The organism is Tetragenococcus halophilus subsp. halophilus DSM 20339 (genome assembly GCF_003841405.1).
Taxonomy (GTDB): domain Bacteria; phylum Bacillota; class Bacilli; order Lactobacillales; family Enterococcaceae; genus Tetragenococcus; species Tetragenococcus halophilus.
The window spans coordinates 1,067,843-1,089,971 of sequence record NZ_PXYA01000001.1 but is presented as its reverse complement, the minus strand read 5'-3'; the positions used below and the strand labels follow the sequence as shown (position 1 = coordinate 1,089,971).

20 protein-coding genes and 1 rRNA gene are annotated in these 22,129 nt (G+C 37.2%); 15 read left to right on the top strand and 6 right to left on the bottom strand.

Going from position 1 to position 22,129, the window contains the following annotated elements; all coding sequences use genetic code 11:
• Positions 1–46 precede the first annotated feature (46 nt).
• The 5 genes from C7K42_RS13060 (at position 47) to C7K42_RS05245 (ending at position 4,556) form a co-directional block, all read left to right on the top strand.
• Positions 47–307, top strand: coding sequence for a helix-turn-helix domain-containing protein (locus tag C7K42_RS13060; RefSeq protein WP_038023968.1), 261 nt, complete (start codon positions 47–49; stop codon positions 305–307).
• Positions 308–330: 23 nt separating this feature from the next.
• On the top strand, positions 331–2,127 hold the full coding sequence (locus C7K42_RS05260; protein ID WP_234976236.1) for a BglG family transcription antiterminator: 1,797 nt from the start codon (positions 331–333) through the stop codon (positions 2,125–2,127).
• A 14-nt stretch (positions 2,128–2,141) separates the two neighbouring features.
• On the top strand, positions 2,142–2,756 hold the full coding sequence (locus tag C7K42_RS05255; protein ID WP_028789737.1) for an HAD family hydrolase: 615 nt from the start codon (positions 2,142–2,144) through the stop codon (positions 2,754–2,756).
• Between the two features lie 146 nt (positions 2,757–2,902).
• Entirely contained in the window at positions 2,903–3,799 is an 897-nt protein-coding gene (gene gnd, locus C7K42_RS05250) for a phosphogluconate dehydrogenase (NAD(+)-dependent, decarboxylating) (protein WP_103099888.1), read from the top strand.
• A 115-nt stretch (positions 3,800–3,914) separates the two neighbouring features.
• The gene (locus C7K42_RS05245; protein WP_103099889.1) at positions 3,915–4,556 is read left to right on the top strand and encodes an HAD family hydrolase; all 642 of its coding nucleotides are present in this window, start codon (positions 3,915–3,917) and stop codon (positions 4,554–4,556) included.
• 95 nt (positions 4,557–4,651) lie between these two features.
• Here the strand turns inward: C7K42_RS05245 and C7K42_RS05240 are convergent, their stop codons facing one another.
• Positions 4,652–5,989 carry a uracil-xanthine permease family protein gene (locus C7K42_RS05240; protein WP_103099890.1) on the bottom strand — a complete coding sequence of 446 codons (1,338 nt, stop codon included), beginning with the start codon at positions 5,987–5,989 and terminating at the stop codon, positions 4,652–4,654.
• A gap of 600 nt (positions 5,990–6,589) precedes the next feature.
• Here C7K42_RS05240 and C7K42_RS05235 point away from each other — a divergent pair.
• Positions 6,590–7,495 carry an ROK family protein gene (locus C7K42_RS05235; RefSeq protein WP_103099891.1) on the top strand — a complete coding sequence of 302 codons (906 nt, stop codon included), beginning with the start codon at positions 6,590–6,592 and terminating at the stop codon, positions 7,493–7,495.
• A gap of 35 nt (positions 7,496–7,530) precedes the next feature.
• Positions 7,531–8,205, top strand: coding sequence for a ribulose-phosphate 3-epimerase (locus tag C7K42_RS05230; protein WP_014125431.1), 675 nt, complete (start codon positions 7,531–7,533; stop codon positions 8,203–8,205).
• A 103-nt stretch (positions 8,206–8,308) separates the two neighbouring features.
• Here C7K42_RS05230 and C7K42_RS05225 read toward each other — a convergent pair whose 3' ends face one another.
• Positions 8,309–9,247: an ABC transporter substrate-binding protein gene (locus tag C7K42_RS05225; protein WP_014125430.1), complete on the bottom strand. Its 939-nt coding sequence runs from the start codon at positions 9,245–9,247 to the stop codon at positions 8,309–8,311.
• A 178-nt stretch (positions 9,248–9,425) separates the two neighbouring features.
• On the opposite strand from C7K42_RS05225, the gene C7K42_RS05220 reads away from it, so the two are divergent.
• The 4 genes from C7K42_RS05220 to ltrA all read left to right on the top strand — a co-directional run bounded on the left by C7K42_RS05220 (position 9,426) and on the right by ltrA (position 14,023).
• Entirely contained in the window at positions 9,426–10,211 is a 786-nt protein-coding gene (locus C7K42_RS05220; protein ID WP_014125429.1) for an ABC transporter ATP-binding protein, read from the top strand.
• 2 nt (positions 10,212–10,213) lie between these two features.
• Positions 10,214–11,194: a FecCD family ABC transporter permease gene (locus C7K42_RS05215; RefSeq protein ID WP_014125428.1), complete on the top strand. Its 981-nt coding sequence runs from the start codon at positions 10,214–10,216 to the stop codon at positions 11,192–11,194.
• Positions 11,191–12,186, top strand: coding sequence for a FecCD family ABC transporter permease (locus tag C7K42_RS05210; protein WP_103083855.1), 996 nt, complete (start codon positions 11,191–11,193; stop codon positions 12,184–12,186). Before C7K42_RS05215 ends, C7K42_RS05210 begins: the two co-directional genes overlap by 4 nt.
• 538 nt (positions 12,187–12,724) lie before the next feature.
• Positions 12,725–14,023, top strand: coding sequence for a group II intron reverse transcriptase/maturase (gene ltrA / locus C7K42_RS05200; protein WP_014124169.1), 1,299 nt, complete (start codon positions 12,725–12,727; stop codon positions 14,021–14,023).
• 66 nt (positions 14,024–14,089) lie between these two features.
• On the opposite strand, the gene C7K42_RS05195 is transcribed toward ltrA, so the two are convergent.
• From C7K42_RS05195 to C7K42_RS05185, 3 genes are all read right to left on the bottom strand, one after another.
• Positions 14,090–15,469 (bottom strand): MFS transporter, encoded by a 1,380-nt coding sequence (locus C7K42_RS05195; RefSeq protein WP_103084031.1) that lies wholly within the window; start codon positions 15,467–15,469, stop codon positions 14,090–14,092.
• A 151-nt stretch (positions 15,470–15,620) separates the two neighbouring features.
• A complete protein-coding gene (locus C7K42_RS05190) occupies positions 15,621–16,130 on the bottom strand; it encodes a phosphatidylglycerophosphatase A family protein (protein ID WP_014125424.1) in 510 nt (169 codons plus the stop codon).
• A gap of 15 nt (positions 16,131–16,145) precedes the next feature.
• Positions 16,146–17,126 carry an NAD(P)/FAD-dependent oxidoreductase gene (locus C7K42_RS05185; RefSeq protein WP_014125423.1) on the bottom strand — a complete coding sequence of 327 codons (981 nt, stop codon included), beginning with the start codon at positions 17,124–17,126 and terminating at the stop codon, positions 16,146–16,148.
• A 162-nt stretch (positions 17,127–17,288) separates the two neighbouring features.
• On the opposite strand from C7K42_RS05185, the gene C7K42_RS05180 reads away from it, so the two are divergent.
• Positions 17,289–17,858 carry a peptidylprolyl isomerase gene (locus tag C7K42_RS05180; RefSeq protein ID WP_180991199.1) on the top strand — a complete coding sequence of 190 codons (570 nt, stop codon included), beginning with the start codon at positions 17,289–17,291 and terminating at the stop codon, positions 17,856–17,858.
• 53 nt (positions 17,859–17,911) lie between these two features.
• Here C7K42_RS05180 and C7K42_RS05175 read toward each other — a convergent pair whose 3' ends face one another.
• Complete coding sequence (locus tag C7K42_RS05175) at positions 17,912–19,075, bottom strand: MalY/PatB family protein (protein WP_103084033.1); 1,164 nt, start codon at positions 19,073–19,075, stop codon at positions 17,912–17,914.
• Between the two features lie 88 nt (positions 19,076–19,163).
• Here C7K42_RS05175 and C7K42_RS05170 point away from each other — a divergent pair, with 88 nt between their 5' ends.
• The 3 genes from C7K42_RS05170 to C7K42_RS05160 all read left to right on the top strand — a co-directional run bounded on the left by C7K42_RS05170 (position 19,164) and on the right by C7K42_RS05160 (position 21,935).
• Positions 19,164–19,550 (top strand): CvfD/Ygs/GSP13 family RNA-binding post-transcriptional regulator, encoded by a 387-nt coding sequence (locus tag C7K42_RS05170; protein ID WP_014125420.1) that lies wholly within the window; start codon positions 19,164–19,166, stop codon positions 19,548–19,550.
• Positions 19,551–19,606: 56 nt separating this feature from the next.
• Positions 19,607–19,969: a hypothetical protein gene (locus C7K42_RS05165; RefSeq protein ID WP_103084034.1), complete on the top strand. Its 363-nt coding sequence runs from the start codon at positions 19,607–19,609 to the stop codon at positions 19,967–19,969.
• Positions 19,970–20,377: 408 nt separating this feature from the next.
• Positions 20,378–21,935: ribosomal RNA gene (locus C7K42_RS05160) — 16S ribosomal RNA — on the top strand.
• Positions 21,936–22,129: the final 194 nt, after the last annotated feature.

Sequence of the window (22,129 nt, the reverse complement as noted above, 5' to 3'; positions counted from 1 at the left end):
TATCTGTGTTTCCCCCTATAATTTATATATACAAGGAGAGAGTGATATGAAAGATCGAACAGCTAGATTGTTAAGTGAGCTAGTTTTTGCGGAATTTCCAATCAGTATGAAAGCGCTTAGTGAACAATTTCAATTAAGTGCTCGTACTATGAGAAATGAAATTAACGAAGTGAATGATTATTTACAGCAACAGAAACTTCCGCTAGTTCATTCACTCAGAGGAAAGGGGATGAAGTTAGAACTTAATAGAAAGGAAAAAGAACAAGTGTATGTTCTTTTAGATGCAGATAAAAAAATGAAGTTTTAAGACGAGAAGAAAGAATTCTGGATTTGATATTAGCGATTGCTTTAAGTAAAGATAAAATTTTTTTATTTCATAAAGAAGAAGAATATCAAGTTTCAAAAAGCACTGTAGATGAAGACATGCGGCGAATTCGCGAGTTATTAAAAGGCTATGGCATTCGTGTTTTAAGTGTTCCTAAAGAAGGACTGATTTTAGAAGGAAAAGAAAAAAGCGTCCGTACTATGATTTACTCGATCGTTAATAAAGCAATTGGTTCTGTATCATTAACTGAGCAATATAAAAATCAATCGATAAAACAAAAAATTATTTTTGACTATATACCTATAAATATGATTTCTGAAGTTGATCGTATCTATGACTCATGTATTTCTGCCAGTGAAGATAATTACTATCGTAAGAACTTAGTTATTTTTACTAGTATTTGTATTACCCGTTTCCTTAACAAGAAAAAGATAGAGACACGAACTTGGCTAAAAAGAAACGTTTATATTAGCGAATCAATCGAAAACTTTGTAGAAACAGTTTTTAGCCATTTTGGTATTACTGATGCTTTAAATGAATTTAGTTATTTATCGTTTATATTGGAAACTCTTAACCAGCAAGATATGAATACTTCTATTGACTGGGTCCAAGCTCAATTATTGTCTATACAATTAATACAGCATGTTGAAAAACAGACACATATTCCCTTTAGTAGAAAAGAAGAAGCATTACAAGAAGGTCTGTATCAACATATTGCTGGGTTGCTCAACCGTATTAGATATGATGTACAGTTTGCTAACCCTTTAAAAGAAAATATTCAAAAAAATTATGATGTCATATATCGTGCAGTCCAAAGTTTTGCACCAATTATTAATCAATTAACAGGTAAAAAAATATCACAGGATGAATTAAGCTTTTTAGTGATACATTTTTCTACTTCGTTAAGTGAACTTAACCAAGAAGTAACTTATTATTATCGTGCAGTTGTCATTTGTAACCACGGAATGGCTACAGGAAAACTGTTATCTGAAAATCTTAAAGAACTATTCAATATTGAAGTGCTAGCTGTACTAAGTTCACGCGAAATTGGATTAATTGAGAAACTGGATGTTGATTTGATTTTTTCTACTCTGCCACTAAGAGAATTAAAAAAACCGTTATTAGTTTTAGAACCAATAATAAAAGAAGATAGTAAAGAACTGATCCGTGATTTTTTACAGCAAAATAAAGAACATCGCAGGATTAATAGTAATTATCAAGACATGACTCATGTTTTTCACTCACTATTACAAGTTGTAGATAAACAAGTAGGAAAAGTAAGCAAAGAAGCTTATGAAGAATTAACTGATGTATTTAAAAAAAACCAATTTTCAGTCAATAAGAGGGAGTTGCAGCCTATGATTCAAGACATTTTAGAAGATGAACACATTATTTTACAAGCTGACGCAAATGATTGGCAGGATCTAATTCAAATTGTTTCTCAACCATTAATTAAAGACGAAACTATCACACAACAGTATGTACAGGCGATGATTCAGTCAGTGAATGATTTTGGGCCTTATATTGTGATTGGTAAGCATTTAGCTTTGGCGCATGCTCGACCAGAAGATGGAGCGAATAAATTAGGGTTAAGCGTAGCTACAGTTAAAGATCCAGTTCGTTTTGGGAATACCGAAAATGACCCAGTAAAAATCATTTTTTGTTTATCTGCTATAGATTCATTCTCTCATCTTAATATTATGAAGTACCTTGTACAGTTGATTAATGATGAGGAAAAAACAAAACAGTTAGATGAAGTAACCACCATCGAAGATTTCAAAAAAATACTACTCAACGGTTAAAAGGAGAAAAAGTTATGTATAACAGCGTTATTTTTGATATGGATGGCGTATTAATCGACAGTGAACGATTTTATTTTGATCGTCGTATGAAATATTTTGATTCGATCCAAATGGAGCCAGCTTCTAGAGATATAGAAGATTATGTAGGCTCAACAGAAGAAGATACTTGGCAAAAATTAGTTCAAGATGAACAATTACGAAAAGAGCTAAGAAGAGAATATGTGCTATTTCGACAAGAAAATCCAATTGATTTGCAACAAGCACTAAGGACAGAAGCCCCACGAGTAATACAAGAATTAAAAAAAAGGGGGAAAAAGATTGCTATTGCTTCTTCTTCAAAAAGAAAAGATATTGAGCAAATGGTAGAGCAATGTGGTCTAGGAGTTTTTATAGATTTTTTGATTAGTGGGGAAGAACTACAAGAGAGCAAGCCTCATCCCGAGATTTATCAAATTAGTGCCAAGAAACTTGGAGGTAGAGCGATGGCTGTAGAAGATTCATTCGTCGGTATTGCCTCGGCAAAAGCTGCTGGACTTTATACTGTCGCGTTGAAACAAGACTATGACATCGATCAAAGTAAAGCCGACTGTCAAATACCTTCACTGTCAGCACTGTTGACTATTGTATAAAGATGCCTCCTTAGTATGATATGGGCTGTTAAGAACAGATTAAAAAATTTGCGTTAGGCTAAGAATTGAAATAACCGCCATTATGTACTATCGTAAATAAGGGAAATTATAAAAATAAAGAACTTATTTTTCGAGGAGATGTAGTGTTGGATATTCGTATTATTGGTTTAGGAAAAATGGGATTAAATTTGGCTTATAACTTGTTAGATCATGGTTATAAAGTTTCTGGTTTTGATCAAAATAGTGGAATAAAAAACGAATTTGAAGAAAATGGTGGACAGTTTTACTCAAGTTTTGACGCCTTAATGGAGGATAAAAAACGGTCTTCAGTTATTTGGCTCATGCTACCAGCAGGTGAAATTACCAATAACCAAGTTACTTCCTGTGTTCAGGCAATGAACCAAGGTGATATTTTAGTTGATGGCGGAAATTCTAAATTTACTGATAGCCAAAAAAATGGTGAGAAAGCCAAAGAACAAGGCGTTTATTTCTTTGACGTAGGCACCTCTGGCGGAACTTCTGGCGCTCGTGAAGGTGCTTGTATGATGATCGGCGGAGATGCAGAAAAGTTTGAAGAGATTCGCCCCTTATTTGAAGCTCTTTGTGTAAAAGACGGCTATTTTTATTGTGGACCAGTCGGCAGTGGTCATTATTTAAAAATGATTCATAATGGTATTGAATATGGTATGATGCAAGCCATTGGTGAAGGATTTAATCTCATTCATCATGGAGAATACGATTACGATTTAGCAGGAGTTGCCAAGGTATTTAATAATGGTTCTGTGATCCGTAGCTGGTTGATGGGTCTGACTGAAGACTTATTACAAGAAGATCCCGACCTTAAAGATATTGAAGGCGTGATCCCATCTTCAGGTGAAGGCAAATGGACAGCTGAAGAAATGCTACGACAAGAATTATCGGCTCCTGTAATTACACAGGCTTTACTGGCTAGATATGCTAGTGTTGATGAAGAAAAATATGGCGAAAAGGTTGTTGCTTCTTTAAGAAACCAATTTGGTGGACATAAAGTTTCGAAGAAGTAATATAAAAAGTGTAAGTAAAAGTATGTAAGGTGTGAAAATTTTTCATACTAGATGATAGAATATGTATTAAGCAAATTTCTGATATAATAAAAATCTATGAACTTTAGGAGAAATTATGAATACTTTTATATTTGATATGGACGGCGTAATCGTTGATTCTGAGTATACTTATTTTAACTCAAAATCAGATATCCTTCATGAAGAAGGGCATGATGTTCCTGATAGTTATCATTATCAATTTATGGGGACAACCCCTAATTTTATGTGGCAAGGCATGAAAGATGAATTTGATTTGCCCAAAGCAGTAAATGAATATGTTATGGAAATGAATAGGCGCCGTGAAGAAATTATTCAAAAAGATGGTGTGCAGCTGATCGCCAATGTAAAAGATTTGATCAAGCGCTTGTATCAAGCTGGTTTTAAATTAGGGGTAGCCTCTGCTTCGCGTAAAGAAGAAATCATTTATAATTTGCGGGAATTAGGATTGGACGCTTACTTCAGTCAAGCTGTCAGTGCGGAAGAAGTCGCTCATTCAAAACCGGAGCCTGATGTTTTTTTGCACACTGCAGATTTACTTGGTGCTGTTTCTGATGATTGCGTTGTGATTGAAGATACGAAAAATGGGTCACGCGCTGCTAAAGCAGCTGGCATGTATTGCATTGGATTTGCCAATCCGGATTATCCAAAGCAAGACTTGTCTTGTGCAGATAAGGTTGTAACAGACTTTCGCGAGATTGATGAGAAACAATTTCAATGAAAATAAATAGTAAAATAGCAATCTATCATCTGAAAATGCCATTTGGATGATAGATTGCTATTTTTTTATCAGAAAACGATCTGTAACTTAAATCATTACTTAGTGTTATTTTTTATTTCTTTAAAATTGAAAAATAGGTTCAATATAATGGCTGTTAAAGAACCTGCTAGAATACCACTGCCAAAAATATTTTGTACAACTGCAGGAAAGTTGGCGTAAAAGTTTGGATAGACAGAAGGTAACATACAAACACCAACACTTAGACCAATAATTAACATATTTTGATTACCTTCAAAACTTACTTGTTTCAAAATATTAATCCCACTGCCAATAATAATACCGAAAATAGCAAAGCCAAGTCCACCTAATACTGGATCTGGAATAGCCGAAATTAAAGCAGAAAATTTTGGAATAAAACCGATGAAAACAAGCATGAAACCAGCAGTCGCAATAGCAAACCGACTTTTGACTTTGGACAGATCTAAAATACCGACGTTTTGCACAAAGGCTGTGGGTTGTACACCGTTAAATAAACCAGATATAAATGTCGTAATCCCTAAAGATTGTAAAACGCGTCGAAATTGGCTTTCTGTCATCTCTTTATCTACAATATTATGAATTCCCATCGCTGTACCGGAAATTTCCACCATACCTAAAATAATGGCTATTAAAAAGGATAGTGTAGCGGTCATGTCAAATTTAGGAAGCCCATAGTGAAAAGGCAAATTGAGTCCAAACCAAGGAGCTTCTTGCACTGGTGAAAAATCTACCATACCTAAAGATAACGCCAATAGTGTACCGAAAATAAGAGAAATGAGAATAGTTAAGTTTCCTAATAAGCCTTTAAAGTATTTACTGATAATGACATGAAAAATAAAAATTGCTAAAGCCATCAGTAAGGTTTTATAATCTATACTTTCAGTTAGGTTATAGGCTTTATCGCCCATTAACCAATGAAAAGTATTTGGTAATAAAGAAACACCAAGGACAATTAAGTTTGTTCCAACAACTACAGGTGGGAAAAAACGTTGAAGTTTAATCCAAAAGGGAGCAGCTAAAAAACAAAGAATTGCTACAATCATGGTTGAACCAGCGATGATTTGAAAACCTGTTTCAATATTAGGAGCATCATTTAATGTCGTACTTGCAATAGGGACTACGGCAAAATTTGCGCCCATGACCATTGGGATTTTAGGGCTTGTCTTAGGGATAATATTTAAAGCCATTAATAAACTAGAAAGACCTGCGCCAAAGATGACCGCGTTAATAAAAAAACGGGTTTGTTCTGGAGATAAACCGACATTTGTGGCTATTAATAAAGGGACAGGTATAGCGGCTAAAACAGCAATTACTGTATGCTGCAGGCCTAAAAGCAAGTTTTGTCTTAAGGGAAGTTTCTCGTCAACTTCTGGTAACTGATCATTTTGATTCACGTATTCTCGCTCCTTTGTATAAAATTAGAAACAGCAAAGATAAATTGCTTACTGTTGTTAAAAGACGAACTTACGCTTTCATTTTATGTTTTATATCAAGTGATTTTCAATAGAAATTTTACTTTAACTTAGAAAATCTAAAAGAATGTTTGTCTTTGAGGCGCTAACATTTGTGTATAACTTCTTTTGTTGAAATATATCATCGTTTCTCATTTTCTATGGGGTATTTATTTAAATAGAACGTTACTTTTTATTATCTATGTGCTATTTACATTTATACAACATAGTTTTCCAATTCTTATGTTGTATTTATTATAATACAACATAAGTTTCGTTTTTCTTTGTTCTATCGATCTCATAAATTTATCAAAATTATGTTCTAAATTCGCTTTTAGGCCATAACTTTACTTAATGAGCGTTCTGAAAATAAACTCAAGACCTTATTTGCAATGTTAATATACTATGAAAAATCTTTTACAGTGGCATCTCAAATCAATATCTATTACAATAAGAGAAATGAGGCTGTTTATGTTTTTGTTGGTAAAAAAAGAAGTTGTTCGTTCAAATGCTAGGAAATTGTAGGAAAGGATTATCCATGGTATGTATGTAGGTGTAGATATTGGCGGTAGTTCAATTAAAATTGGATTATTAGATGAAGATGGCGCAATGAAGGATAAGAAAAATTTTCCTACGCCTAAAACTAAAGAAGAAATTTTAGACGATATTGTTCAAATTATTTCTGATTATAAAACAAAGTATGCGATAAAAGCTGTAGGTATGTCTGTCCCAGGTGTAGTTGAAGAAGATGGTTATTTAACGACTGCTGGTGCTATTAAGTGTTTATATGGGATTAATATTAAAGAAGAAATGGCTAAACGCACAGGGATATTTGTGCATGTAGAAAATGATGCAAATGCAGCTTCAATTGCGGAAAAATGGGGCGGTGCAGCTCAAGACGTTGCGCACTATCTTAGTTTAGTGGTTGGTACAGGTATTGGCGGATGTCTAGTTGTTAATAATGAGATTTATCGTGGTGCCCATGCGCGGGCAGGTGAATTTGGTTGGATGCTTTTAGATGATAATCAAGATGATTTGAATTTAAGTACGATGAATTTACAAGCAGCTACCATCATTGGTTTATTGCGAATTTATAATTTAAAATCTGGTGAGAAAATCGATGATGCTCGTGTGATCTATGATCGTGCTGAAGATGGTGAATATTTAGCACAAACCGTATTAGCTAAATTTCATCGCAAACTAGCGCAAGGTATTTTAAATGTTGCAGTTGTATTTGATCCTGCAATGGTTGTCATTGGCGGCGGAATTAGCGCTAATAAAACCTTTTTAAAAGAGTTGCAGATGGCTTATAAACAACTACAAAATGAACATAGTGCACTGGTAGATATGGATTTTCCTGAAATTGTTCCGGCAAAATTCGAAAATGAAGCGGGAATTATCGGTGCCGTTTATAGTTTGAAAATCACTTTAAATAAAGAAGAGAAATAGTTAAGATAAATGTTTTATTAAAGGAGAGGCTCATATTGGAAAAGATTGCAGCTTCATTGATGTGTGCGGATATGTTAAATATTCAAAAAGAACTAGACTACTTAGAACAAGCAGGTTGTGACTTATTACATCTAGATGTCATGGATGGTGTATTTGTTGATAATTTAGCATTAGGCCCTGAGTGGATGACAAGCGTGCAAAAGAAAACATCTTTACCTTTTGATATTCATTTAGCGACTGAAATGCCAGAAAAATTTGTTGAAATGTTTCGTTTTTTACAGCCTGAAACGATTTCTTTTCATGTTGAAACAGCAGCTCACCCAGTTCTTTTAATCAAACGATTGAAAAGTTATGGCATTAAGCCTTCACTAGCATTAAATCCAGCGACTCCTTTGGAAGATATTCTACCTTATATTGATGAAGTAGATCAGATTCTGCTAATGACGGTTCCCACTGGCTTTGCGGGACAAAACTTTCATCAAGAAACATTGGAAAAATTACGTGAGCTAAAAAATATTTTAGCTCAAAGAAACATCCAGCCGTTAATCGAAGTAGATGGCAATATAAATACACAAACGATTTCTTGGATGAAAGAAGCTATGCCAGATGTTTTTGTGCTGGGAACATCGGCCTTATTTCAAGGTGATGATGCGAATAGTTATCAAAAACGTATTCAAGCAGTTCGCCAGGCGATTAACACTTATAGATAAGTTTATTAACATAAGCGTGCGTGTTTAAAAGAAGACAAAAATGAAAGAATCAATGTGATAATAAAAAGCGTTGACGTAATAAAACGAGGTCAACGCTTTTTATTTATTCTAATGATTCTTTAACATCATCTAACATCTGAGTATAGGCAATAGGTCCGTTATAAAGCCAGCTGCTATCTGGACCAAATTCAAATAGCTGATCATTTTCTACTGCAGGAATATTATTCCACAAAGGATCGTCAAACATTTCAGCACTTTCATCGCTATTGACCAAGAAAAGGTAATCAGCATCCAATTGTGACAAGCTTTCTAAAGAAACTTGCGTCCAGTCAGCTTCGGCATCTTCAGAAATTTCTTGTGTTAATTCGGGCACTTCAAAGCCTAAATCTTCGTATAATAATCTTCCGCTTGACCGGTCTTTGGCCACCATAAACGCTGAGTTATTGGTAACCCAAATTACGGCTACAGAGTTTCCGTCAATTTCATTTTGCAGTTGGTCTTGTGCTTTTGTTACCTCTTCTTGGTAATTTGTTTCGACTTTTTCTGCTTGTTCTTTTTTATCAAATACTTGGCCTAAATCTTCCAGACGCTCTTCCCAGGATATGTCTTCACCATTTTTTACAACATAGGTGGGAGCAATTTTTTCATACTCTTCATACTTGCCGCCTTCGACAGTAGCATCTGATTCAATAAGTAATAAGTCCGGTTCAAAGTTTAAGACATCTTCATAAGGTAAATCAAAATTAATTGTCGGAATATCTTTTAAATCATCTTGCAGATACTCTTGAATTTGACCTTCTCCGACTGTCCATTGAGCGACTGGTTGTTCATCCAAAGCGATTAAGTAATCTTCTAAATAAGGAGCGATGATTCTTTCTGCTTGATCAGGAATTTCGACCTCGTTATCCTGCGCATCGGTTAAAGTTCGAGTTTGAGTTTCAGCATTAGTGTCAGAGTCGGTTGATGAGTTCGAATTTTCACAAGAAACTAAAAAAACAGCAAATAAACATAGCATAGTAAATGGTAGAACCCTTTTTATCATAATTTTTCTCCTTTTTTACAAATGATAACCGTTATCAGTTAATATTATCACAAATCATCTATTAGAAGTCAACAAAGTTTTAGTTAAAGCAAAAATTTTTTTGCTCAAAGGTTGACGAAGTCACTAGAAAAAGAGATAATTGAGAAGAGTTATCACTAGAAAGAAAAGAGTGGGGTTTATGACAAAATTAGCGACAAATAGCATTTACTGTGGCTATGAAAAGCAGATAGTTTTGAAAGATATAAGTTTAGAAATTCCTGATAAAAAAATCACAAGCATGATCGGTCCTAATGGAAGTGGAAAAACAACGCTGCTTAAGACATTGGCACGAATTTTATTGCCTGAAAATGGAAGCGTCCACATCAATGGAGAAGATATCAATACGCTAAATACTAAATCTGTGGCGAAAAAAATCGCTTCTTTATCGCAAAAAAACAATGTAATCAATGGATTGAGTGTCGCAGAAATCGTTGCTTATGGACGTTTCCCTTATCAGAAGAGTTTTGCTGGTTTGCAAAAAGAAGATCACGAATTGATTCAATGGGCACTGGAAGTAACCGGCTTGTTGGAATTAAAACAACGAACATTAAATACTTTATCAGGAGGACAACAGCAACGTGTTTGGATTGCTATGGCCTTGGCTCAAGATACAGATATTCTAATTTTAGATGAACCTATTTCTTCTTTGGATCCTGCCCATCAGTTGGAAATCCTTTATCTATTAGAAGATATTAATCGACAAGGTAAAACGATTCTAATGACGATTCATGATTTAAATCATGCGGCGCAATTTTCCGATTATATTATAGGGCTAAAACAAGGTCAGCTAATATTAAAAGGGGAACCGCAAGAAGTGTTCACAGCAGAACGTTTATTAGAACTGTTTGATATTCAGCCAGAAGTTGTGCTTTCAAAGAAAAATCAAAAGCCATTTATTCTTTCTTATGATTTAGTGAGGAGTTGATCATGAAGAAAAACTGGTTTTTCTTTTTACTAATCATTTTATTGATTATAGCAACAGTATCTTCTTTAAAATATGGTGCTATTGAAAATTCTTGGCAAGAAGTAAGAGATTCTTTTTTACGATTTGATACAACTAATCAAACGCATCAATTAATATATTATTTACGCTTTCCGCGTACAATTGCCTCCTTAGCTGTAGGAGCGGCTTTTGCCGCTTCAGGAGCTTTAATGCAAGGAATTACGCATAACCCTATCGCCGATTCGGGACTTTTAGGGATTAATGCTGGCGCTGGTTTGGGCCTTGCTCTGGCTTTTGCTTTTTCAACTACACCCACACCCTTTGTAACTATTCTGTCTTCTTTTATTGGCGCTGCAATCGTATTAGCTGTAATTTATGCAGCATCAAATCGAAGTATTTTCGCGCGCTCGCCTATTTATATGGTACTTTTAGGCGCTGCGATCGGATCGTTTTTTACAGCTTTAAGTCAAAGTATCCGTTTGTTGTTTAACTTAAATCAAGAGATCACTTTCTGGTTTGTAGGAGGTAGTGGAAATGTTACCTGGCCACAGCTTAAAGTGGCTCTTCCTGTAATATTAGTGGGCCTTATCGGTTCTTGGCTGATCACTAAGCAAGTGACTTTACTAGAGATGGGAGATGAAACAGCTGTTTCTTTAGGGAAAAAACCACAAAGAATTCGCGAAAAGAGTATGCTTTGTGTGTTGTTACTAGCAGGTACTGCTGTTTCTTTAGTGGGGACGATCAGCTTTTTAGGTTTGATTGTTCCTCATGTCGTACGCTTTTTTGTGGGTCATGATTACCGTTTTGTTATTCCTGCTGCTACTTTATTTGGTGCTCTATTTTTTGTTGTAGCTGATATAGGCTCTCGTCTGTTTACTCCACCTTTAGAAACTCCGGTAGGCGTCATCATTACATTAATTGGCGTGCCATTATTATTGATTCAAATCAGGAGGGGCAATGTATGAAAAAAGGAGCTTTTTGGCTACTATTGGGCATTTTATTAGTTACTGGGCTAATTTTAAGCCTTATTATTGGTACGATTCCTTTATCTTTTAAAGAACTTTTAGCCGTGTTAGCAAATCAGGGAACACCAGCTCATCAGTTAGTTGTCCTAGATTTTCGTCTGCCTCGTACACTGGTTTCTATTTTGGCTGGCGCTGGACTGGCGGCTTCAGGTTATTTATTTCAAGGAGTTACTCATAACGATTTAGCCGATCCGGGGATTTTAGGGATCAACGCTGGTGCTGGTTTGACTGTTTTACTTTATCTAGGCTTTTTTACAAGCCAAACATCAAGTCATTTATTACCGCTGATTGCTTGTTTAGGTAGTTTTCTCGCTGCTTTTCTAGTTTATTTTTGTGGCAAGCAAAAAGAAAAATTTGATCCAAATCGTTTATTACTAGCTGGAATAGCAGTTAATGCAGGTATTTCAGCTTTAACATTAATTGGTACTGTTCGTATTTCACAAGATAGTTATCGCTTTGTAACTTCCTGGTTAGCAGGAACGATTTGGGGAACAACTTGGAACCATGTTCTTATGATTTTTCCTGCTTTGCTTATTTTATTACCCTTTATTTTATTTCAAGGAAAAAGTTTAGAAGTGATCAGCTTGGGAGATGAGGAAGCTATCGCTTTAGGCGTTCCTTTGAAGAAAAAACAACTTTTTTATCTTATTAGCGCGGTGATTTTAGCAGCAGTCAGCGTGTCTGTTGCCGGAAGTATTAGTTTTATTGGTCTAATTGCACCTCACTTAGCAAAAAATATTGTGAATCGAAAAAATAATCATGCTCTTCTCATGTCGGTTTTTATAGGCAGTTTGCTTTTATTATACAGTGATATTTTAGGACGTGTTATTTTAACTAATGGAGAAATGGCGGCTGGTATTATTGTATCGATTATCGGTGCTCCTTATTTTATTTTCCGTTTATTAAAAAAGAATCAAGTAAGTATAAATTAAAAGAGCAGCGGGATTGCCGCTGCTTTTTTAATTATGTGTGCCAGGCATGGCATTTATCTAGCTAGTGAAAGTCTAGTCACGGGTAGTTACCGCCAAGTGTAGCGAGCCACAAGCCGAAATCAGCGATGATGGGGTGAAGGAAGTGGTGGCGCAAATCTCTTGAACCTACGCACAGGAACTTGATGAGGCTAAATGGGGGATAAGGCTGCATATCAAGCCGAAGTCCAAAAGGTAAACGTAAAACCAAGACAGTAAATCAAGAGGTTGTGGAGAGAAAGATAAGTGTCTTACCCTGGGAGATCTTACGGACGTTTGCGAACGGTCGAAAAAGGTTTGTCGTAAGAAGTCAGCCGAGGCCATAGTAGCTATGATATTACATGTAGTGAAGGGCTGAATGTTTGTATAGTGTGAATCGCTAGAAGAAAATATCCAAGCAGTCCGGAAACGAGGATACCCTAGAACGGTAGAACGTAACTATCGATGGGAAAAGTAGTGAGGACGATCTTGGATCCATCTACACCTAGAGGAGGAACAGCGCATGAGATTCATTGAAAAGATCACGAGCCAGCAAAACATGAGACAAGCCATCGAGCAGGTCAAAAAGAATAAAGGCGCTCCGGGTGTTGATAAAATGACAGTCGACGAACTTGACCATTATTTCTATCAACACGGACATTCCCTTGTTCAAGAGATTCGATCGATGACTTACCGTCCGAAAACAGTCAAACGAGTTTATATCCCTAAGCCCGATGGAAAACAAAGACCTTTAGGGATTCCAAGTGTCGTGGACCGTGTGGTACAACAAGCAACCGCGCAACAGCTGAGTCGCATTTTCGATGTTCACTTCAGTGAAAGCAGTTATGGTTTTCGTCCCAATCGAAGTGCACATCAAGCGATTGAAAAAGTTCTTGATTACTTGAATGAAGGTTATGAATGGCTCATTGATATGGACATTGAGAAATATTTTGATACGGTTCATCATGATAAATTAATCTCGACCCTTAGAGAACGGGTCAAAGATAGAGAAACGCTTCACTTAATACGTGTTTTCTTAAAAGCAGGGATTATGGAAAATGGCTTTGTTCGTCCGAATGAAACGGGCGTTCCGCAAGGCGGACCTTTAAGTCCCATTTTAGCGAATATTTATCTGGACAAATTGGATAAAGAACTAGAAGCAAGAGGACTCTATTTTGTCCGTTATGCGGATGATACGGATATCTTTGTCAAAAGTGAGCGGGCAGCCAATCGTGTAATGAAATCTATTACGAGTTGGATTGAAAGAAAGCTTTTCTTACGAGTGAACGTCACAAAAACCAAGGTGGTACGACCGACACAGAGTCAATTTTTAGGGTTTACCTTCTGGAAGAACCAGAAGGGTTGGCAGTGTAAACCGAGCAAAGTCAGTAAAACAAAGCTCTATGATAAAACGAAAGCCATCCTTAAAAGAAAACAGGCTGTGTCACGACCCTTAGCGGTGACATTCACGAAACTCAACCAAACGATAAGAGGCTGGATCAATTACTACCGTATCGGGAATATGAAAACCTATCTAGCAAAGTTTGGGCAATGGTTACGACATAAAGTCCGAGTGATCATCATAAAGCAATGGAAACTGCCACAACGAATCTATACGAATCTACAACAATTAAACCGATTATTCAAATGCCATTTTACCAAAGAAAATATTTATAAGGTGGCAAATTCGAGATTAGGTTGGTATAGGAAATGTGGCATGGACGTCGTCAATTTTACCCTAAGTCCGAAAGTTTTAGCCATAAAGAAAAAGGATCGACCTGGATTGGTCAATCCTTTAAATTACTATCTTAATCAAGCGTGAAAACAATACAAATGGAGCGCCGTATACGAGAACCGTACGTACGGTGCGACGGGAGGGGCGGAAATCTTATTTCCCCTCTACCCTATTCTTAGCTGGTCGAAAATGAATGATGCAAGCAATAATTATGATTAAAAGTAAAGTTAGTAGAATAAACATCGCCACTTGCGCGCCTATAGTCGTGCCTAGCTGGTAATCAGCGTTATTCTCTTGAAAGATATTAATAACGCTTGCCACGATAGAAGTAGCGACTGCACCGGAAAATTGTTGTAAGGTGTTAAAAAGTGTATTTCCATCTCCATACTCTTCTTGTGTTAAAAGATTCATACCGCTTGTCATCATATTACTATAAGCAAAACCAAGGCCAATCATATAAAAGACATGACCAGCTACAAAGCCTGCTAAACTAGGTTGTTTTAAAAGTAGTGTTAAAGCAATCCAACCGATGGCAGCTAATATTAATCCGATTAATATAGGCTTTTTAGCCCCGTATTTATCTAAAACTCTTCCAGAAACAGGGGCCAAAATGGCACCAACTGTGGCCCCTGGTAACATCACTAAACCAGCGATAAAGGCGTTTTCTTCAGAGACGATCTGTACAAAGTTTGGCAACACAAAAGAAATACCTAAAAGTAAGAACTGACAAACAAGAAATCCACATAAAAATAGGACAAAAGCTTTGTCTTTTAACACATCAATTTTTACTAAAGGAAAAGGGGACTTGACGCTACGTTGTAAGAAAATCACTAAACCAATCATTCCTATGAATAGCGGGAATAAACTTTTGATACTTCCCATCTGATTGAGAAAGACTAGTAATCCACTAAATAATAAAGCAATACCCAAAAGACTGGTAATATCAAGTTTGCTATTTTTTTCTACGCTTATCTCTGGAATAGCATATAAGCCTAAGACAAGAGAAAGAAGTAAAATAGGAATTAAAAATAAAAAGATATAATGCCAAGAAAGAACTGAAGTTAACAACCCGCCATATGTAGGTCCGACTGCTGGTGCAATGGAAGTTGTTAGCATACCGACACCCATCATCCCGCCTCTTTTTTCTAAAGGAGTAAATGTTAAAATAATATGAAACATTAGCGGTAAAGCGATACCTGTACTAATCCCTTGCAAAATGCGTCCTAAAAGTAAAACGAAGAATGTTGGAGAAATAAAGTCGGTTATAAGTCCAGCGATGAAAAAGAAATTTGCGATCATAAATAATTTTCGAATGGAGAAGTTTTTAATTAAATAATTCGAAAAAGGGACCATAATAGAAATAACCAGTAGATAAATAGTTGTCACCCATTGGACCATCGAAGTTGAAATATTAAACTCTGAGGTTAGAGTGGGAAAGGTGACATTCATCGCTGTTTCAATCAACACCCCCGAAAATGACATGATACCAGCTGCTAGAACGGCCGGTAATAAATGAATTTTTACTTTTTCCATTGTGCGTATGCTCCTTTAAAATCATTAAAAAAGAGACTGCTTCTAAATCAATAGAAACCGCCTCTTTTTCGACACGGGAAGTCCCGTGTTATCTGTACGATTAGTTCAAAAATATTATAAAAGGGTTTTTGATTTGGGTCAAGATAAAATATTAATGCATCAATTGATCTGCATTATCGGGATATTGGTGGGCTAAACGGCTGGCACCAGAAGCAGCGATTGCTCCTACGATATCATCCAAGAAGGTATGAATACGCGGTCCCTCGTGATCATTTAACATTTGTAAAATTCCCGGTTTTACTTTATCAATATAACCGTAGTTGGTAAATCCGATCGATCCATACACATTGACAATAGAAAGTGCCAGAATTTCATCAATACCATAAAGTCCTTCATCTTGAGCAACAATTTCTTGTAAAGGTTGCAACAATTTATCTTCTTCGGCCAGAATATCTAATTGAATGCCGGTTAAAATCGCGTTGTGCACTTCTCTTTTCGATAAGACCGAGTCGACACTATCTACACAATTTTCTAGTGATAGCCCAGGAATATAATCTTTTTGTAAATACATGACTAGTTTAGCAATATCGATAACGGAAACGCCGCGTTCTTTTAATAATTGTCGTGCTTTTTCTTCCAATGTTTTTGTTTCTAATACCATAAATGAACCTCCTGATTATCTTTGTTGAAAAAGACTTGTTGAATGCATAGGCTGTGTTCGATTTTTAGGGTCAATATAGTGGAGTGCGTTATTGACTGCTGTAGGGGCTTCCCCAAAGCCGGTTGCAATTAAATCTACTTTTCCATCGTAGGAAGTAATATCGCCGCAGCAATAGATACCATCTTGTGAACTTTTCATATCAGAATTTACCGGAATACCGCGACGGTTACTGGTGATTTTCCAATCTTTTAAGTCCAAGTTGGTGGAAAAACCATAATTGACGATTAAGTAATCGATGGCTAAATCAACTGTCTCCTCGCTTTTAGCTACTTGTAAGTGTAGACTATCTAAATTCTTATCACCTGATACGCCTCTAATGATGTAAGGCGTTAAAATTTGTACAGATGAATTTTTTAACTGTTGCATACTATGCTCATGCGCTCGGAAATTTCCTCTACGATGAATAATAGAAACTTCTTTAGCGATGGGCTCTAACATCAATGCCCAATCGACGGCTGAATCGCCTCCACCTGCGACAGCAACTTTTTTACCGGCATATTTCATAAGGTCGGTAATAAAATAATCGATACCGTTATTTTCAAAGCTTTCAGCTTGTTCTAACTTTAACTTTCGCGGTTGAAAAGAGCCATTACCTAAAGCTAAAATCACAGCTTTTGAATAATGTGTACGTTGATTGGTAACAATTTCAATAAAATCCTCTTGATAATTGAGGTTTATCACTTCTTCTTCCAAACAATAACGGTGATTAAACATTGTTAGTTGCTTTTCCAAATTTTGTGCTAATTCATCCGCTTTTATTTTCGGAAATCCAGGAATATCATAAATATATTTTTCTGGATACAGGGTGGTTAATTGACCGCCTAGTTGTGGCAGTGTGTCGATAATTTTAGTTTTCGCATTGCGCATGCCTGCATAAAAAGCAGCAAACATTCCCGCAGGACCAGCGCCTACGATCGTAATATCATATATGTCCATTTTCTGGCCCCCTTTATATAGAACTCTCTGGATTTTTTAATGCAGTTAGATGTATTATAACAAAGAAATGAAGAGCTGGCATTCCTATTTTTTTCTGCTATGATAAAAGAGTAAGAAGTTAATTATTAACAAGGAGGAATTTTTTTGACTGAATTTCCACAAATGAATTTAGCAAAACAGGAAGGTCCCCAGGCGATTATTCAAACCAATTTAGGGACCATTAAATTGCAACTATTTGATAAACAAGCACCAAAAACAGTAAAGAATTTTATCGAATTGGCAAAAAAAGAATATTATGATGGCGTCATCTTTCATCGGATCATCCCCGATTTCATGATTCAAGGCGGCGATCCAACAGGAAGTGGCGCTGGCGGACAAAGTATCTATGGTGAAAACTTTGAAGATGAATTTAGTAGTGAATTGTTCAACTTACAAGGCGCTTTATCGATGGCTAATGCTGGCCCTAACACTAATGGCAGTCAATTTTTTATCGTAACAAATAAAAATCTTCCTGAGAACATGATATCTCAAATGCAAGAAGCAGGCTATCCTTTAGAGATTGTGGAAGCATACAAAAATGGCGGGACACCTTGGCTAGATTTTCGTCATACAGTCTTTGGACAAGTGATTGAAGGTATGGATATCGTTGACACTATTGAAAAAGTGCCAACAGGCTCGCAAGATCGTCCAGTAGATGATGTGATTATTGATAGTATCGAAATAAAAGATTAAAAATAAGACGTATAGTGCAAAACTCTATCAGAATTTGCACTATACGTCTTATTTTATTTAAAAGCCGTAGCGATCCTTTGTAAACCTTCTTTTAAAGTAGCGCGAGGACAGGCAAGATTGATCCGCATATGTTGTGAACCTTTTGGACCGTAAGAAATTCCCGGATTTAATACTACTTTTGCTTCATTGATAAATTTTTCTTCTAGTTGTTTGTCTGTTAAGTGGTAAGCAGAAAAATCTAACCACATAAGATAAGTGGCTTCTGGTTTACTTACTTTCACATTAGGTAGTTCATTTTGGAAAAAGTTGTAGGTAGTATTGATATTTTCTTTTAAGTAGACTAATAGGTCATCTAACCAATCTTTACCACCTTCATAAGCTGCTTGTGTACCAATGACACCAAAAGTATTGATATCGTCCTGGCAGTTTTTCTTTTGAAAACTTGCAAAAGCTTGTCTTAATTTTTCGTTTTTGATAAACACCATCGAATTTTTAATACCTGCGAGGTTAAAGGTTTTTGTAGCTGCGGTTAATACGATAGAGAAATCCTTAAATGAAGGGTCCGCATTTTGAAAGGTCGTAAACGTTTCTGGCTGATAGACAATATCTTGATGAATTTCGTCGCTTACCACTATAACATTGTATTTTTTACAAAGCTTACCGACAGCTTGCAATTCTTCTTTGCTCCAAACACGACCGCCAGGATTATGTGGGTTACATAAAATAAATAAACGAATATTTTCTTTTTGAAACAATTTCTCCATTTCCTCTAAGTTCATGGTAAATTTATCGTCTGTGTTTAATTTACTACGAACCAGCTTGCGGTCGTTTTCTTCAACTACTTGAGCAAAAGGTGGATAAACCGGGTCATGGATTAAAACTGCCTCTTTAGGTTTAGTATAAGCTTGTACACTAAGCGCAAGACTGGGGACAACACCGCTATTTAACAAGATCTCTTCTTTTTTTATAGTGAAATTGTGGCGGTTTTTTTGCCAGTTAATAATTGCTTCATACAAAGAATCTGGGACTATTGAATAACCGAATACGCCTTGCTCCAGATAATTTTTAAAGGCTTTCTGAACCGCTTCAGGCGCCTTGAAGTCCATATCGGCTACCCACATAGGTAATAGATCCTTTTGTTTATAGTTTGCTTCTATAGTATCCCATTTCACGCTTTGTGTTTTTTTACGGTCAACAATCTGATCAAATCGACTCATATTTTTCCTCCTCAATAAGTATTGTAGTCAATACTTCATTTTTCTTCTATTTCCTAGTATAATAAAATTTGCGAAAAGAGGGAATAAAATGGACTATAAAATTGGAGAAATTTTAGAAGGAACAATTACTGGTATACAAACTTACGGTGCTTTTGTTTCTTTGGATGATCATACCCAAGGGTTGATTCATATATCAGAAATCCAGTCAGGTTTTACTAAAGATATACGAGAAGTGGTTCAAGTTGGCGAAAAAGTGAGAGTACAGATTATCGACATAGACGAATATACGCAAAAAATTAGTCTTTCAAAGCGTACACTTGAGTCTCAATTTGTTCGTCCGCCTTATCACAAAAAACGTTATTTTACGAACAAAAATAAAGATATTGGATTTCAATCAATAGAAGAATGTTTACCTGAGTGGACTGATGAAGCGATGGATATGCTTTTATCTGGTAAGACTTCACAAAGTAAATAACTTCATGTTAAAATATACGATACTGTTAAAAAGGATAACTAGCCGAGGTGAAAGATTTGAGTAATAAAAAAGTTGCTGGTACGGTGATTCTTCATTTAGAGGATGGATCAAAGAAGTTCTTAATAAGAACAACAGAAGACAGATTTACTTTGGCATTTACAGACTTTTCTGATGAGCAAACAGGTTTAGCAAACATTCTTCATCTTTTAAAAGAAGAGGTAACACTTGATATTAAAAATATTCGATTAGTTGAACTGACAAATGGACAAGCGCAAGATGCTAATGTTCCTTTATTTGTTTTTGAAACTCAAGAAAATCAACAGCAAAGAGAACTGCCTAACCAATACTATTGGGCAGAGGCACAAACCTTTCGTGAAATTATCCAAGATATGGATATCGAAGGAATGCCTTTCTTTTAATTAAAATCGATAAAGAAAAGTCATTATTCTTTATTGCTTTCAAGATTCATTCGTGATAAATTAGTTGAGGTCAATTATTCGACAGATATTATATATAAGTTAAAAAAGTTATTGACGTTATTTTAGTGAAGTGCTAAGATATTTAAGTCGTTGATTTTTGAATGAATCAAATTTATGAAATTAACGAAAGTTAAAAAAAGATATTGACAAACACTTGTCGAATTGATAAGATATAAAAGTTGCTACGGCAACAAGCAGTAGACCTTTGAAAACTGAACAAAGCAAGCAAACGAACCAATGTGTCGGGCGCTTCTTTGAAAGAAGAAGCAACCAAGCAATAAACGCGAACAACACGCGAGCAAAAAGTTGAAGAGCTAAGTACGATCAACGGTGTTGATCGATCAAATTCAAGATGAGAGTTTGATCCTGGCTCAGGACGAACGCTGGCGGCGTGCCTAATACATGCAAGTCGAACGCTGCTTAAGAAGAAACTTCGGTTTTTTCTTAAGTGGAGTGGCGGACGGGTGAGTAACACGTGGGGAACCTATCCATCAGCGGGGGATAACACTTGGAAACAGGTGCTAATACCGCATACGGCTTTTTTTCACCTGAAAGAAAGCTCAAAGGCGCTTTACAGCGTCACTGATGGCTGGTCCCGCGGTGCATTAGCCAGTTGGTGAGGTAACGGCTCACCAAAGCAACGATGCATAGCCGACCTGAGAGGGTGATCGGCCACACTGGGACTGAGACACGGCCCAGACTCCTACGGGAGGCAGCAGTAGGGAATCTTCGGCAATGGACGCAAGTCTGACCGAGCAACGCCGCGTGAGTGAAGAAGGTTTTCGGATCGTAAAGCTCTGTTGTCAGCAAAGAACAGGAGAAAGAGGAAATGCTTTTTCCATGACGGTAGCTGACCAGAAAGCCACGGCTAACTACGTGCCAGCAGCCGCGGTAATACGTAGGTGGCAAGCGTTGTCCGGATTTATTGGGCGTAAAGCGAGCGCAGGCGGTGATTTAAGTCTGATGTGAAAGCCCCCAGCTCAACTGGGGAGGGTCATTGGAAACTGGATCACTTGAGTGCAGAAGAGGAGAGTGGAATTCCATGTGTAGCGGTGAAATGCGTAGATATATGGAGGAACACCAGTGGCGAAGGCGGCTCTCTGGTCTGTAACTGACGCTGAGGCTCGAAAGCGTGGGTAGCAAACAGGATTAGATACCCTGGTAGTCCACGCCGTAAACGATGAGTGCTAAGTGTTGGAGGGTTTCCGCCCTTCAGTGCTGCAGTTAACGCATTAAGCACTCCGCCTGGGGAGTACGACCGCAAGGTTGAAACTCAAAGGAATTGACGGGGGCCCGCACAAGCGGTGGAGCATGTGGTTTAATTCGAAGCAACGCGAAGAACCTTACCAGGTCTTGACATCCTTTGACCGCCCTAGAGATAGGGTTTCCCCTTCGGGGCAAAGTGACAGGTGGTGCATGGTTGTCGTCAGCTCGTGTCGTGAGATGTTGGGTTAAGTCCCGTAACGAGCGCAACCCTTATTGTTAGTTGCCAGCATTGAGTTGGGCACTCTAGCAAGACTGCCGGTGACAAACCGGAGGAAGGCGGGGATGACGTCAAATCATCATGCCCCTTATGACCTGGGCTACACACGTGCTACAATGGGAAGTACAACGAGCAAGCCAAGCCGCAAGGCCTAGCGAATCTCTGAAAGCTTCTCTCAGTTCGGATTGCAGGCTGCAACTCGCCTGCATGAAGCCGGAATCGCTAGTAATCGCGGATCAGCATGCCGCGGTGAATCCGTTCCCGGGCCTTGTACACACCGCCCGTCACACCACGAGAGTTTGTAACACCCAAAGTCGGTGCGGCAACCCTTAGGGGAGCCAGCCGCCTAAGGTGGGACGAATGATTGGGGTGAAGTCGTAACAAGGTAGCCGTATCGGAAGGTGCGGCTGGATCACCTCCTTTCTAAGGAAAAACACGGAAGGTCGACACATCGTTTGCGCTTTGTTCAGTTTTGAGAGGTTTACTCTCAATATTTGGTTCTTTGAAAACTGGATAGAAAAACAACAATCAACACCAACCGAGAATCCGCGTTGAACACGTTTTTTAACGAAGTTTACGCACATGTTCGAAGGGCTTTGATCGCTCAAAGCAAGAAC

What these genes read in the sequence shown, in the direction of transcription:
- C7K42_RS05175 (WP_103084033.1), bottom strand. Translation starts at nt 19,075, where the DNA reads ATGAGTCGATTTGATCAGATTGTTGACCGTAAAAAAACACAAAGCGTG.
- C7K42_RS05225 (WP_014125430.1), bottom strand. Translation starts at nt 9,247, where the DNA reads ATGATAAAAAGGGTTCTACCATTTACTATGCTATGTTTATTTGCTGTT.
- C7K42_RS05220 (WP_014125429.1), top strand. Translation starts at nt 9,426, where the DNA reads ATGACAAAATTAGCGACAAATAGCATTTACTGTGGCTATGAAAAGCAG.
- C7K42_RS05170 (WP_014125420.1), top strand. Translation starts at nt 19,164, where the DNA reads ATGGACTATAAAATTGGAGAAATTTTAGAAGGAACAATTACTGGTATA.
- C7K42_RS05215 (WP_014125428.1), top strand. Translation starts at nt 10,214, where the DNA reads ATGAAGAAAAACTGGTTTTTCTTTTTACTAATCATTTTATTGATTATA.
- ltrA (WP_014124169.1), top strand. Translation starts at nt 12,725, where the DNA reads ATGAGATTCATTGAAAAGATCACGAGCCAGCAAAACATGAGACAAGCC.
- C7K42_RS05185 (WP_014125423.1), bottom strand. Translation starts at nt 17,126, where the DNA reads ATGGACATATATGATATTACGATCGTAGGCGCTGGTCCTGCGGGAATG.
- C7K42_RS05255 (WP_028789737.1), top strand. Translation starts at nt 2,142, where the DNA reads ATGTATAACAGCGTTATTTTTGATATGGATGGCGTATTAATCGACAGT.
- C7K42_RS13060 (WP_038023968.1), top strand. Translation starts at nt 47, where the DNA reads ATGAAAGATCGAACAGCTAGATTGTTAAGTGAGCTAGTTTTTGCGGAA.
- C7K42_RS05180 (WP_180991199.1), top strand. Translation starts at nt 17,289, where the DNA reads ATGAATTTAGCAAAACAGGAAGGTCCCCAGGCGATTATTCAAACCAAT.
- C7K42_RS05245 (WP_103099889.1), top strand. Translation starts at nt 3,915, where the DNA reads ATGAATACTTTTATATTTGATATGGACGGCGTAATCGTTGATTCTGAG.
- C7K42_RS05195 (WP_103084031.1), bottom strand. Translation starts at nt 15,469, where the DNA reads ATGGAAAAAGTAAAAATTCATTTATTACCGGCCGTTCTAGCAGCTGGT.
- C7K42_RS05235 (WP_103099891.1), top strand. Translation starts at nt 6,590, where the DNA reads ATGTATGTAGGTGTAGATATTGGCGGTAGTTCAATTAAAATTGGATTA.
- C7K42_RS05190 (WP_014125424.1), bottom strand. Translation starts at nt 16,130, where the DNA reads ATGGTATTAGAAACAAAAACATTGGAAGAAAAAGCACGACAATTATTA.
- C7K42_RS05210 (WP_103083855.1), top strand. Translation starts at nt 11,191, where the DNA reads ATGAAAAAAGGAGCTTTTTGGCTACTATTGGGCATTTTATTAGTTACT.